Annotated in this window: 11 protein-coding genes; 9 read left to right on the forward strand and 2 right to left on the reverse strand. The window is 74.9% G+C overall.

Going from position 1 to position 13,117, the window contains the following annotated elements; all coding sequences use genetic code 11:
- Positions 1-76: 76 nt before the first annotated feature.
- The 8 genes from ADL08_RS39035 to ADL08_RS24060 all read left to right on the forward strand — a co-directional run bounded on the left by ADL08_RS39035 (position 77) and on the right by ADL08_RS24060 (position 9,667).
- Complete coding sequence (locus ADL08_RS39035) at positions 77-148, forward strand: putative leader peptide (protein WP_313896399.1); 72 nt, start codon at positions 77-79, stop codon at positions 146-148.
- 349 nt (positions 149-497) lie between these two features.
- Positions 498-2,096 (forward strand): ABC transporter substrate-binding protein, encoded by a 1,599-nt coding sequence (locus ADL08_RS24030; protein ID WP_053646316.1) that lies wholly within the window; start codon positions 498-500, stop codon positions 2,094-2,096.
- A gap of 1 nt (position 2,097) precedes the next feature.
- The gene (locus ADL08_RS24035) at positions 2,098-3,042 is read left to right on the forward strand and encodes an ABC transporter permease (RefSeq protein ID WP_053646318.1); all 945 of its coding nucleotides are present in this window, start codon (positions 2,098-2,100) and stop codon (positions 3,040-3,042) included.
- Between the two features lie 2 nt (positions 3,043-3,044).
- Entirely contained in the window at positions 3,045-3,920 is an 876-nt protein-coding gene (locus tag ADL08_RS24040; protein WP_053646320.1) for an ABC transporter permease, read from the forward strand.
- Positions 3,917-5,893, forward strand: a complete 1,977-nt coding sequence (locus tag ADL08_RS24045; protein WP_053646322.1) for a dipeptide ABC transporter ATP-binding protein — start codon at positions 3,917-3,919, stop codon at positions 5,891-5,893. Before ADL08_RS24040 ends, ADL08_RS24045 begins: the two co-directional genes overlap by 4 nt.
- Positions 5,890-6,828, forward strand: coding sequence for a formylglycine-generating enzyme family protein (locus tag ADL08_RS24050; protein WP_420709672.1), 939 nt, complete (start codon positions 5,890-5,892; stop codon positions 6,826-6,828). Before ADL08_RS24045 ends, ADL08_RS24050 begins: the two co-directional genes overlap by 4 nt.
- A complete protein-coding gene (locus tag ADL08_RS24055; RefSeq protein WP_053646324.1) occupies positions 6,825-9,167 on the forward strand; it encodes an arylsulfatase in 2,343 nt (780 codons plus the stop codon). The genes ADL08_RS24050 and ADL08_RS24055 overlap by 4 nt, the downstream gene beginning before the upstream one ends.
- Positions 9,168-9,241: 74 nt before the next feature.
- Positions 9,242-9,667 carry a DUF4440 domain-containing protein gene (locus ADL08_RS24060; protein ID WP_053646326.1) on the forward strand — a complete coding sequence of 142 codons (426 nt, stop codon included), beginning with the start codon at positions 9,242-9,244 and terminating at the stop codon, positions 9,665-9,667.
- On the opposite strand, the gene ADL08_RS24065 is transcribed toward ADL08_RS24060, so the two are convergent.
- Entirely contained in the window at positions 9,658-10,026 is a 369-nt protein-coding gene (locus ADL08_RS24065) for a hypothetical protein (protein WP_053646328.1), read from the reverse strand. The two genes, ADL08_RS24060 and ADL08_RS24065, sit on opposite strands and share 10 nt — an antisense overlap.
- A gap of 283 nt (positions 10,027-10,309) precedes the next feature.
- On the opposite strand from ADL08_RS24065, the gene ADL08_RS24070 reads away from it, so the two are divergent.
- Positions 10,310-12,541 (forward strand): sulfatase-like hydrolase/transferase, encoded by a 2,232-nt coding sequence (locus ADL08_RS24070; RefSeq protein ID WP_053646330.1) that lies wholly within the window; start codon positions 10,310-10,312, stop codon positions 12,539-12,541.
- Here ADL08_RS24070 and ADL08_RS24075 read toward each other — a convergent pair.
- Positions 12,538-13,117 (reverse strand): hypothetical protein (locus ADL08_RS24075; RefSeq protein WP_053646346.1); only part of this gene is annotated, 580 nt, incomplete at its 5' end. The genes ADL08_RS24070 and ADL08_RS24075 overlap by 4 nt on opposite strands.

Genomic DNA, 13,117 nt, shown 5'->3' on the forward strand with positions numbered 1-13,117 from the left:
GGTCGTCTCAGAATGCGGTCAACGCCGGTTGACCGCTCCGCGAAGCCGCTGTCATATTGCTCCCGTGAATCCGGACATGCGCCTCATCTCCCGCAGGCACGTCGACCTCTGTCGACAGGCCAGCGCGGTCTGTGCCGTCCGCGCCTGACCCCGGCGCCGGTCGTCGCACCGGCCACGCCGCTCCCGCACCGGTCCCGCGTGACCCGGGACGCCCGCCGCACCCCCGTCACCGACGGCCGGCGAGCGCCCCGACGTTCCGGCCGCCGACCGGTCGCGCCACCGCGACTCCGTGACGCGAAGGCTCCGAAGCTCCCGTCGGGTCCCCGGCTCCCGGACTCCCGGGCGCCGCACCTCCCCGTAACCCCGTAACCGGTTCCGCGTACCTCCGTACACGAAAACCGCACTCGCCCCCACCTCTCTCGTGGCTCCTTCCTTCCGCAGCGGAAAGAATTCCGCCCGCCCTGCGGACCTCCACCCCTTTTCACAGGCAGGCATCGATGACCGAGCTGTTCCCCACCACGCCCACCGCCCTCTCCCGGCGCACCACCCTGCGCGCCGCGGGCGGCGGCACCCTGCTGCTCGGGCTCGGCCTGGCGGGCTGCCGCTCGGCGGTCTCCGAGGGCGCGACCGAGGCGCCCGGCGCCAAGGCGACCGCGGAGCCCCGGCGCGGCGGCACCCTCACCGTCGCCGTCAACTCGGACTTCACGCCCAGCCTGCTCTTCGCCCAGAGCGGCCAGTCGCTCCAGCAGCGGCTGGTCTACAACACCCTCGTCCGCTACGACGACCGCCTGAAGCCGCAGCCGGAGCTCGCCACCTCGTGGGAGTACGCCGAGGACGGCCGCAGCATCGTCCTCAAGCTGCGCACCGGCGTCACCTACCACGACGGCCGTCCCTTCACCGCCGACGACGTGATCTTCGCGGTGAAGAACCTCCAGAACCCGCTGCGCGCCGCCCAGTTGAGGGCCACCGCCGCCGCGATCACCGGTTTCGAGAAGCGCGGCGACCACGAACTCGTCCTCAAGCTCGCCCACCCGGTCAACAACCTGTTCGACCTCTTCGAGTTCATGATCATCACCGACCGGAACAGCGTCGAGGACGCCGTCGCCGGCAAGAAGCTCAACGGCACCGGCCCCTTCAAGCTCACCAAGTGGAGCCCCGGCACCGGCCTGAGCTTCACCCGCAACGAGAAGTACTGGCAGCCCGACCGCCCCTACCTGGACGCCGTCGAGTTCCGCGTCATCTCCCAGGCCGACGCCCTCCTCTCCTCCCTGCGCACCGGCCAGACCCAGCTCTCCTACGGCGTCCCCGGCCGGAACCTCGCCGTCCTCGCCGCGAACCCCGAGCTCGTCATCAGCGAGTACGCCACCGGCGGCGGCGCCCACTACCTCGGCGTCAACACCACCGTCGCCCCGCTGAACGACAAGACCGTCCGGCAGGCCCTCGCCTGGGCCGTCGACCGCGAGCGGATCCTCAAGCAGGTCCTCGGCGGCTACGGACTCGCCTCCGCCACCCCCTGGCCCAAGTCCTCGCCCGCCTTCAGCGAGGCCGGCCGCACCCACTACACCTACGACCCGGGCAAGGCCCGCGAGCTCCTCAGGTCCGCCGGCCACACCAAGCTCGACCTGCCGCTCCTCCACATCAACCTGCCCGGCGACACCGCGGTGGCCGAGGCCATCCAGTACGACCTCAAGCAGATCGGCGTCCGGGTCACCCTCGAACCCACCGACCCCGCCACCGCCCAGAAGAACCTCATCTCCCAGTCCATGCCCGGCCTGTGGACCATGAGCCACGGCTTCGCCCAGGTCCAGCCGTCCACCCTCGCCGTCAGCGCCTATCCCTTCAACGAGGCCAAGAACACTTCCAGGTTCCGCTCCGCCCACTACACCGAGGTCGTCCGCGAGGCCTGGACCACCCCCGAGACCGGCGCCCGCGCCAACGCCCTGCGGCAGCAGATCACCGACACCCTCCTCGACGAGGCGTTCATCATCGACCTCGTCATCCGGGGCGCCGTCCAGGTCGCCGCCAAGAAGCTGCACGGCGTCACCCTCAACAAGTTCTCCTACCTCAACCTCGACGACGCCTACCTGGCGGGCTGAGATGCGCGGCTATCTGCTGCGGAGGCTCCCCTCCGCGCTCCTCGTCCTCCTCGTCGCCTCCTTCGTCGTCTTCGCCGTCCTCCGGCTCGTCCCCGGAGACCCGGCGGCCGTCCTCGCCGGACCCGACGCGAGCGCCGAGACCGAGGCCGCCATCCGGGCGCGCCTCGGCCTCGACGAACCCCTGCCCGCCCAGTACCTCCACTGGCTCGGGGACCTGGTCACCGGCGACCTCGGACCGTCCTACGCGATCGGCGGGCAGACCGCCGACCTCATCGCCGACGGACTCGGCGCCACCGTCGAACTCACCCTCGGCGCCCTGCTGTTCGTCGTCGTCCTCGGCGGCGCCTTCGGCATCCTCGGCGCCACCTCCCGCAGCCGCTGGGTGCGCACCGCCGTACGGGCCGTCACCACCGGGGCCCTCGCCGTGCCGCCCTTCGTCACCGGCGTCCTCCTCGTCCTCCTCTTCTCCGTCCTCCTCGGCGTCCTGCCCCCGGGCGGTCGCGTCCCCCTCCTCACCGCCCCCGACCTGGGCGTCCAGTACCTGCTGCTGCCCGCCCTCTGCCTCGCCCTGCCCAGCGCCGCCGTCCTCGGCCGCTACCTCAAGGACGGCATCGAACGCGCCCTCGGCGAGGACTACGTCCGCACCGCCACCGCCGCCGGCATCGCCCCCCGCCGCCTGCTCTGGCGCCACGCCCTGCCGAACGCGCTCCCGCCCGTCGTCACCCTCCTCGGCATGCAGACCGGCAACCTGCTCGGCGGCGCCGTCCTGGTCGAGGCGATCTTCGCCTGGCCCGGTCTCGGCCAGCTCGCCGAACAGGCCCTGGTCCGCCGGGACTACCCCGTCGTCCAGGACCTCCTGCTCCTCCTCGTCACCGTCTTCGTCCTCGTCCAACTGTTCACCGACCTCGTCCACGCCTGGCTCGACCCCCGGATCAGGTGGGAGTGACCATGCCGAATCACCCTGTCAAGCCGTCCCCGGCCACCGTCGGAACGACCCCGGCCCGCAGGCCCCTCCACCCCTACCGGGCCGCCCTCGCCACCGGCCGCGGCCGCACCGGCCTCGTCCTCGTCGGCCTGGTCGTCCTCGCCGGACTCCTCGCCCCGCTGCTCTCCGGCCACGGTCCCACCGACCAGAGCGCCCTGACGCTCGCCGGGCCCGGCACCCCCGGACACCCGCTCGGCACCGACGACCTCGGCCGCGACCTGCTGTCCCGGCTGCTCCACGGCATCCGCGCGGACCTCGGCATCATCGCGGTCGCCGTGCCGCTCGGCGCGGTCCTCGGCTGCCTCTCCGCCCTGGCCGCCGCCGCCCACCCGGCCGCCGACACCGTCGTCCAGCGCGCCTTCGACCTGATCCTGGCCTTCCCCGGACTCATCCTGGCGCTCGCCGTCACGGCCATCCTCGGCCCCGGCCGGCTGCCCGTGATCCTGGTGATCGCCCTGGCCGAGATCCCCGTCTTCGGACGGCTGCTGCGCACGGGGATCCTCGTCCAGCGCGGCCGGGAGTACGTGACCGCCGCCCGCGTCGGCGGCACCTCCGGCGGCCGGATCCTCACCCGGCACATCCTGCCCAACGCCGCCGACCCGCTCGTCGTCCAGATCGCCGTCTCCCTCACCGTCGCCGTCTTCATCGAAGGCGCCATGAGCTTCCTCGGCGTCGGCGTCCGGCCGCCCGAACCCACCCTCGGCGCCGTCCTCAGCCAGTCCATGCCCTATCTGGCCCAGGCCCCGCACTTCGCCGCCGGACCGCTCGTGACCGTGACCGCGCTCGTCCTCGGCCTCTCCCTGGTCGCCGAGGCACTGAACCGGGAGATACGCCGATGACCACCCCTCCGCTCCTCGACGTCCGGGGCCTGGACGTGGGGTTCACCACCCCCGACGGCCGGCCCCTGCACGCCGTCCGGGACGTCTCCTTCACGCTCCGCAGGGGCGAGACCCTCGCCGTCGTCGGCGAGTCCGGCTCGGGGAAGTCCACCACCGCCCTGGCCCTGCTCCGGATGCTCCCCGGCACCGGCCGGATCACCGGCGGCTCCGTCCTCCTCGACGGGGAGGACCTCGCCACGGCCACCGAGGACCGGCTGCGGGAGGTGCGCGGCGCGCGCGTCGGCATGATCTTCCAGGACCCGATGACGGCCCTGAACCCCGTCCTCAGCATCGGCCGCCACCTCGACGAGGTGCTCAGGGCGCACGACGGCCGGGACCGCACGCCCACGGACGACACCGGTACCGGCACCGGTACCGGCACCAGTACTGCCACCGGCGCCCACCCCCACACCGCCGCCGGCAGGCCGGCCCGTCGCGCCGGGAGCGCCCGCCGCGACAAGGCCGCCCGCCGCGCCCGCGCCGTCGAACTCCTGCGCCTCGTCGGCATCCCCGACCCCGAGCGCCGCCTCGACGACCACCCGCACCAGTTCTCCGGCGGCCAGCGCCAGCGCGTCCTCATCGCCATGGCCCTCGCCGGCGAACCCGACGTCCTCCTCGCCGACGAACCCACCACCGCCCTCGACGCCACCGTCCAGGACCAGATCCTCACCCTCCTCGGCGAGCTCACCCGCACCACCGGCACCGCCCTCGTCCTCATCACCCACAACATGGGCGTGGTCGCCCGCGCCTGCGAACGGGTCCTCGTCATGTACGGCGGCACCGTCGTCGAGGACGGCCCCACCGCCGAGGTCCTCACCCGCCCCCGGCACCCCTACACCGCCGGCCTCCTCGCCGCCGTGCCCCGGCTCTCCGCGCCCTCCGGCACCCGCCTCACCGGCATTCCCGGCACCCCGCCCGACCTCTCCCTGCCCCTCGCCGGCTGCGCGTTCGCCACCCGCTGCGCCCTCGCCGAGGACCACTGCCACACGACCGCGCCCCCGCTCACCGCCCTCACCGACACCGTCCGCGCGGCCTGCCTGCCCGCCGCCGAACGGGCCGAGCCGCTGCCGCCGCCCCCACCGCCCGCCCGGATCGAACGGCCCGCGCCCGGCGCCGTCGTCCTGGCCGCCGAAGGGCTCCGCAAGACGTACCGGGGCCGGGGCCGCCGCACCTTCACCGCCCTCGACGACGTCTCCCTCACCCTCGCGGCGGGGGAGACCCTCGGCATCGTCGGCGAGTCCGGCTCCGGCAAGTCCACCCTCGCCCGGGTCCTCGCCCACGCCCACCCCTCCGACGGCGGCCGGATCCTCCTCGACGGCCGGGACGTCACGCGCCCCGGCCGCGCCGAGCTGCACGCCGTGCGCCGCCGCGTCCAGATGGTCTTCCAGGACCCGTACGCCTCCCTCAACCCCCGCATGAGCGTCGGCGAGATCGTCGCCGAGCCGCTGCGGGCCTTCGGGACCGTCGCCCCGGCCGGACGGGCCGACCGCGTCGCGGAGCTCCTCCGCCTCGTCGGCCTCGACCCGGCCGCCGCCGACCGGCACCCGCGCTCCTTCTCCGGCGGCCAGCGCCAGCGCGTCGGCATCGCCCGCGCGCTCGCCCCGGAGCCGTCCGTCCTCATCTGCGACGAACCCGTCTCGGCCCTCGACGTCTCCGTCCAGGCGCAGATCGTCGGCCTCCTCACCGACCTCCAGCGCGACCTGGGCCTCGCCCTCGTCTTCATCGCCCACGACCTGGCCGTGGTCCGCCAGGTCAGCCACCGCATCGCCGTGATGCACGAGGGCCGGATCGTGGAGACCGGCGCCGCCGACGAGCTGTGCGAGCGGCCCCGCGACCCCTACACCCGCGCGCTGCTCGCCGCCGCGCCCGAACCCGTACCGGTCGCGCCCGCCCCCGTGCCCGCGACCGTCAGGGCGGAGGCGGTGTCCGCGTGAGCGCCTGCTGCACCCCCGGCCGCACCTGCGCGGGCTGGAGCGGCCACCCGGCCTCCGCCGAGCCGCTCCCCCTGCCGACCGTACGGACCGCCCCGCCGGACGAGCCCCTGCTCGAACTGGCGGGCGGCACCTTCCGGATGGGCGACGCCTTCGGCGAGGGCTACCCCGCCGACCACGAGGGGCCCGTACGGGAGGTGACCGTCGCGCCCTTCGCGATCGGCGCCACCGCCGTCACCAACGCCCGGTACGCCGCGTTCACCGAGGCCACCGGACACCGCACCGACGCCGAACGCTTCGGCTCCTCCTTCGTCTTCCACCTCCTGCTCCACCCCGCCGCCGGGCGCCACGTCCTCGGCCGGGTCCCGCAGGCCCCCTGGTGGCTCGGCGTCGAAGGGGCCTGCTGGCACGCCCCGGAGGGCCCCGGCTCCGACCTCGAAGGCCGCGCCGACCACCCGGTCGTCCACATCTCGTACGACGACGCCCTCGCCTACTGCGCCTGGGCGGGCGTCCGGCTGCCCACCGAGGCCGAGTGGGAGTACGCGGCGCGCGGCGGCCTCGACGGCGCCCGCTACCCGTGGGGCGACGACCTCACCCCGGACGGCCGGGAGAGGTGCAACACCTGGCTCGGGGACTTCCCGCACCGCTCCGACCGGCCCGGCGGGCACGTCGGCACCGTCCCCGTCACCGCGTACGAGCCCAACGGCCACGGCCTGTACAACACCTCGGGCAACGTCTGGGAGTGGTGCGCCGACGCCTTCGGGACCGCGGCCCCCGGCGAGCGCGCCATCCGCGGCGGCTCGTACCTCTGCCACTCCTCCTACTGCAACCGCTACCGGGTCGCCGCCCGCTCCCACAACACGCCCGACTCCTCGACCGGCCACGGCGGCTTCCGCGTCGCCCGCTCGCTCCCCCCGGAAGGACCCGCCCCCGCATGACCACCGGCACCCCCGGCGAAACCGCCCCGACCGCCACCCGCCGCGACCCCTACGAGGGCTTCGCCGGACGCGTCGGCCGCACCTTCGCCGAGTCCGAACCCGCCTGGCCCGCCCGTACCGCCCCGCCCGCCGGGGCACCCAACATCGTCGTCGTCCTCGTCGACGACATGGGCTTCAGCGACATCGGCCCCTTCGGCTCCGAGATCCCCACCCCGGTCCTGGACGCCCTCGCCGACGACGGCGTGCGGCTCACCAACTACCACACCATGCCGCTCTGCTCGCCGGCCCGCGCCGCCCTGCTCACCGGCCTCAACCCGCACCGCGTCGGCTACGCCATGGTCGCCAACTCCGACCCCGGCTTCCCCGGCTACGGCATGGAGATCGCCGACGACATCCCCACCCTCGCCGAACTCCTCCACGACGCCGGCTACGCCACCTACGCCGTCGGCAAGTGGCACCTGGTCCGCGACTCCGCCTCCAACGCCGCCGACCACCGCGGCAACTGGCCCCTCCAGAAGGGCTTCGACCAGTACTACGGCGTCCTGGAGGGCCTCACCAGCCTCTTCCACCCGCACCAGCTCGTCCGGGACAACAGCCCGCTCGACATCGACGAGTTCCCCGACGACTACTACTACACCGACGACATCACCGACCAGGCGATCTCCATGGTGAAGTCGCTGCGCGCCCACGACCCCGACAAGCCCTTCTTCCTCTACCTCGCCCACAACGCCGTCCACGGCCCCCTCCAGGCCAGGGCCGAGGACATCGCCCGCCACCGGGGCCGCTACGACGAGGGCTGGGACGTCCTGCGCGAGCGGCGCTTCGCCGCCCAGCTCGCCGCCGGGCTCTTCCCGCCCGGCACCGAACTCCCCGCCCGCAACAGCGAGGCCGGACTCGACGTGCCCGCCTGGGACTCCCTCACCGAGGAGCAGCGGCGGCTCTACGCCCGCTACATGGAGGTGTACGCGGCGCTCGTCGACAACATCGACCAGAACCTCGGCCGGCTCACCGCCACCCTCGACGCGCTCGGCGAACTCGACAACACCATCGTCGTCTTCACCTCCGACAACGGCGGCACCGGCGAGGGCGGCGCCGAGGGCACCCGCTCCTACTTCAGCCGCTTCGTCCACCACCCCCGCCTCCCCGGCGACTGGAACCCCGACGTCGACCGCGACCCCGAACTCATCGGCGGCCCCCGCAGCCTGGTCCACTACCCGCGCGGCTGGGGCATGGCCTCCAACACCCCCTTCCGCCTCTACAAGGGCCACACCTACGCCGGCGGCGTCCGCGTCCCCCTCGTCCTGTCCTGGCCCGAGGGCGTCCGCGACGGCCGCCTCGCCGCCGGCCTGCGCCCCCAGTACCAGTACGTCACCGACATCGCCCCCACCCTCCTCGAACTCGCCGGTCTAGCCCGGCCGGAGAGCCGCCGGGGCGTCCCCCTCCAGGAACCGGACGGCGTCAGCTTCACCCCCGTCCTCGCCGACCCCGCACACGACTCCACCCACCCCGAGCAGTACTGCGAGATGACCGGCAACCGCAGCCACTACCGCGACGGCCGCAAACTCGTCACCCTGCACCGTCCGGGCGCGCCCTACGACGACTCCGAGTGGGCCCTCTACGACATCAGGACCGACCCCACCGAGATCCACGACCTCGCCGCCGACCACCCCGACCTGGTCAAGGAGCTGTCGGCCGCCTGGGAGGACGCCGCCCGGCGCAACGGCGTCTTCCCGCTGCCCGACCACAGCGGCGCCCTCGCCCGCCGCAACCCCGCCGAGCAGCGCCTCTCCCGCCCCCTCACCCTGCTGCCCGGCACCCCCGAACTGGAGCGCTACCGCTCCTCCCGGCTCGTCTCCCTGCGCTCCTTCGAGATCGCCGTCGCCATCGAGGAGACCGGCGACGGGGTCCTCGTCTCCCACGGCGACCAGGGCGGCGGCTACAGCCTGTACGTCGAGGACGGGCGCCTCGTCCTCGCGTACAACGAGTACGGCACCCTCCACGAGACCGACGCCGGGCCCCTCGGCCCCGGCCCGCACGACGTCCTCGTCACCGCCACCGCCGAGGAGGGCCTGCGCTGGCGGTTCGCCGTCACCGTCGACGGCGAGCACCGGGCCGCGCCCGACAGCGTGCACCAACTGATCGGCATGGCGCCCTTCCAGGGCATCAGCGTCGGCGTCGACCGCAAGTCCCCGGTCTCCTGGCCGCTCCACGAACGCCACCGCTCCTTCCGCTTCACCGGCCGTCTGCGCTCCGTCACCTACCGGCCCGGCGCCCCCGGCCCCGACGCGCCCGAGGCGGTCGCCGCCGCGCTGGAGGAGGCCGCCGCGGCCTTCGAGTAGGAGCCCGTCCGCGTGTCGGCGGGCCCGGGGGACGCTCCGGGCCCGCCGACACGGAGGGGCGGCACAATGTCCGTATGGAAGAAGACGAGCGAACCCCGGCTCCCCGTCACGCCGACTCCGACGTCCGCGAGGCCGTCGAGGGCGAACTGCGCCTGCTCGACCCCGCCGTGCGCGCCTCCCGCCGGCTCGCCGCCGAACTCCTCGACCCCGAGTTCACCGAGGTCGGGGCCTCGGGGCGCCGCTGGACGTACGAGGAGATGCTCGCCGCCCTCCCCGACATGGCCGGCGACACCGGGGAGGGGACGCACTACGAGCCCGCCGCCTTCACCGGGACGCTGCTCGCGCCCGGCGTCGTCCACCTCACGTACGAGACGGTCCGCGACGGGCACCGCGCCCGGCGCAGCTCGCTCTGGCGCCGCGCGCCCGAGGCGGACGGCGGACACCTGCGCCTGTACTACCACCAGGGGACGCCCGTGCCCGGGAAGGACGCTCAGCCGTAGGCGTCCGTGACGCAGTCGGCGGCGCACCGGCCGTGCTCGTACCGGCTCCGCAGCGCCGCCGCCGCGTGCCGCCGCTCCACCCCGTCGTAGCCGTAGCGCTCCTCGGCCGTCCGCGCCACGGCCTCCACGGTGACGATCGCCGGCTCGCCCTCACCGGCGGCCCGCCGGGCCGCCGCGATCACCAGGTCGGCCGCCCGCCGGAGGTTCCGGGCGTACTCCCGCTGGGCGAACGACCGCGCCCGCGAGGCGGCGAACGGCCGCACGGCCCGGCCCTTGTGCAGCAGACCGAACGCGATGAGTCCCGCGGCGGGCAGCACGAGGAGCAGCGCCCCCGCCACGGCACCGGCGTCCCACCCCATCACCCGCCCCCTTCCGCACGGCCCCGCGACTCCGCGAGGGCCTTCCGATTTTAGGGGGTTTCTTGCCGATCCGGCCCGATCGACAAGAAACCCCCTGAGGCCCGCGGGCGGCGCACGGCCGGTCGTCCGGCCGGGACACCCGGTCCGGTCCCCATGCCGGTACCCCGTGCCGTGTCACACGTTCTTCATGTCCCGTGCATGGTCCGCCGGGACGGGCGCGCCCATGATCGGCGAGGGGTCCCGCCCCGCCCTCTCTCCCCGCCCCCGCCCAAGGAGCCTCGCCATGTCCAGCCGCCGCCGTTTCCTCGCCGGGTCCGCCGCCACGCTCGGCCTCGGCGCCCTGCCGGCGACCGGCACCGCCGAAGCGCGGACGGCCGGGACGGCACCCGCGGCACCCGGGGCGGCCGCCACCCGGCCGCCGAACCTGGTCGTCGTCCTCGCCGACGACCTCGGACACGGCGAACTCGGCGCGTACGGACAGAAACTCATCTCCACCCCGCGCATCGACGCGCTCGCCGCCGGCGGACTGCGCTTCACCGACGCCTACTCGACGGCCGCCGTCTGCGCCCCCTCCCGCTGCTCGCTCCTCACCGGCCTGCACACCGGGCACGCGACCGTGCGCGCCAACCCGTCCGGAGCCCAGGGCGCCCTCACGGCCGCCGACACCACCTTCGCCCAGGTGCTCGGGGCCCGCGGCTACCGCACCGGCCTCATCGGCAAGTGGGGCTTCGGACCGGAGAGCGCCGGCCAGGACAGCCACCCCAACGCCCGGGGCTTCGAGGAGTTCTACGGCTACATCGACCACGGCCACGCGCACCAGTACTACCCGGCGTACCTCTGGAACAACGGCGTCAAGGAGACGATCCCCGCCAACGCGAACGGCGCCAGGGGCGCCTACGCGCCGGACCTGCTGCGCCGGCGGGCCCTCGACTTCCTCGACCGGCACGCGGCCGAACCGTTCCTCCTCTTCCTCGCCCCGACCGTGCCGCACGCCCCCAGCGACGTCCCCGACACCGGCGCGTACGCCTCCCGGAACTGGAGCGGGGCCAACAAGGGGCACGCCGCGCAGGTGAGCCTCTTCGACGCCCTCGTCGGCGACGTCGTCGACCGGCTGCGCGCCCTCGGCCTGGAGGACGACACCGTCCTCCTCGTCACCAGCGACAACGGCCCCCACGAGGAAGGCGGGGTCGACCCCGACCTGTTCGACTCCAACGGACCGCTGCGCGGCTACAAGCGCAACCTGTACGAGGGCGGGATCCGCGTCCCCCTCGTCGCCTGGGGCCCCGGCCGGGTCCGGCCCGGCACCAGCGACCGCCCGACCCCGCTCACCGACCTCCTCCCCACCCTCGCGGAACTCGGCGGCGCCCCCGCCCCCACCGACGTGGACGGCCTGTCGGCCGCGCCCCTCCTCACCGGCGGCACGGACCCGGCCCGCCACGACCACCTCTACTGGTACCGCGACGAGAAGGGCGTCACCTCCCGCGCCAACGCCCAGGACGGACAGCGCGCCACCTGGCTCGCCGAGGCGCTCCGCAAGGACCGCTGGAAGGCGGTCAGGTTCGCGCCGGTCCGCGACCGCGCCCTCCCCGACGACCAGTGGCAGGTCGAGCTGTACGACCTGGCCGCCGACCCCGGCGAGAGGTCCGACCTCGCGGCCCGCCACCCGGCCCGCGCCGCCGAACTGGTCGCCCTGATGCGCTCCTCCTGGCGCGACCGGTACCCGCGCACCGCCTTCGGGGCGTCCCTGACGGTGCCGTCCCTCGCGGTGCCGGGGAAGCCCTTCACCGCCACCGCCGTCCTCGCCAACGGCTCGGCACGCCCCTGGACCTCGGCCGCCCTCGCCCTGAGGGCCCCGGCCGGCTGGACCGTGCGCCCCACCACGGCCACCGCGGCGGCACAGCTCGCCCCCGGCGCGCGGCTCACCGCCGTCTGGCAGGTCACCCCGCCCGCCGGCGCCCCGGCGACCACCCCCCGGACGCTGACCGCCGAGGGCACCGCCACCGCCCCCGGCGGCCCGGTGCGGTACGCCGCCGACGGCGCCGTCACCACCCCGCCCCCGGCGCCCACCAAGGACAGCTACCTCTCCGACCTCCCCTGGATCAGCGCCGTCAACGGCTGGGGCCCCGTCGAGCGCGACGCCTCCAACGGCAAGAACGCCGCCGGCGACGGCACCCCGATCTCCTTCGGCGGCACCACCCACCCCAAGGGCCTGGGCGTCCACGCGTACAGCGACGTCGCCTTCCACCTGGGCGGCGCCGGCGACCGCTTCACCGCCCTGGTCGGCATCGACGACTTCTCCGCCCGCCAGAGCACCGTCGGCGCCACCCGCGCCACCGTGTACGGCGACGACCGCGTCCTGCACACCACCGGCGTCCTGACCGCCGCCACCGGCCCCGTCCCCCTCGACCTCGACGTCCGGGGCGTCCGGGTCCTCCGCCTGGAGGTCGCCGACGCCAACGACAGGACCTCCTTCGACCACACCTCCTGGGCCCTGGCCCGCGTCACGGTCGTCTAGTCCGTCCGCCAGACGTGGACCTCGGTGCCCGGCTGCCGCTCGGAGAACAGACCCGAGGGGGAGGCCTCCCGCAGCAGCCGGCGCAGGTCCGCCTCGAACTCCTCCAGGCGGGCGCCGTACAGGTGCGGAGCCGAGTACGACATCGAGAACACCCCGGCCACCACGTCGTCCTCCGTGCGGTCGAGCACCTGCCCGCCGGGGACGGCGTGGCGCTCGGGCCCGGAGAAGCCCGCGCGGGCGAGCACCGCGGCCTCCCCGCCCGGCGTCCCGTCCGGGAGCACGCCCCGGCCGGCCCGGCGGACCGGCCCCAGGTGGCGCGCCACGAGGCGGCCGATCGCCGCGCGGGGCGCCACCGGACGCGGAAGGCCCTCGAAGGACCGGACCTCCGTCTTGTCGTCGGCGACGTGGACGAGCGCCCCGCCGGGCCCCAGCATCCCCTTCACCGCGGCCGCCACCCGCTCCCGGTCCATCCAGTGGAAGGACTGGCCGAAGGCCGCCACGGCGAACGCGCCCAGACCGGCCGGCAGCTCCTCGGCCCGCATCCGCACCCCCCGGGTCCGCCCGCCGGCCCCCGCC

This window comes from Streptomyces sp. NRRL F-6492 (genome assembly GCF_001280125.1).
GTDB lineage: Bacteria > Actinomycetota > Actinomycetes > Streptomycetales > Streptomycetaceae > Streptomyces.

Coding starts and splice junctions, on each gene's coding strand:
- ADL08_RS24030 (WP_053646316.1), top strand. CDS start 498: ATGACCGAGCTGTTCCCCACCACGCCCACCGCCCTCTCCCGGCGCACC.
- ADL08_RS24035 (WP_053646318.1), top strand. CDS start 2,098: ATGCGCGGCTATCTGCTGCGGAGGCTCCCCTCCGCGCTCCTCGTCCTC.
- ADL08_RS24055 (WP_053646324.1), top strand. CDS start 6,825: ATGACCACCGGCACCCCCGGCGAAACCGCCCCGACCGCCACCCGCCGC.
- ADL08_RS24040 (WP_053646320.1), top strand. CDS start 3,045: ATGCCGAATCACCCTGTCAAGCCGTCCCCGGCCACCGTCGGAACGACC.
- ADL08_RS24070 (WP_053646330.1), top strand. CDS start 10,310: ATGTCCAGCCGCCGCCGTTTCCTCGCCGGGTCCGCCGCCACGCTCGGC.
- ADL08_RS24060 (WP_053646326.1), top strand. CDS start 9,242: ATGGAAGAAGACGAGCGAACCCCGGCTCCCCGTCACGCCGACTCCGAC.
- ADL08_RS24065 (WP_053646328.1), bottom strand. CDS start 10,026: ATGGGGTGGGACGCCGGTGCCGTGGCGGGGGCGCTGCTCCTCGTGCTG.
- ADL08_RS24045 (WP_053646322.1), top strand. CDS start 3,917: ATGACCACCCCTCCGCTCCTCGACGTCCGGGGCCTGGACGTGGGGTTC.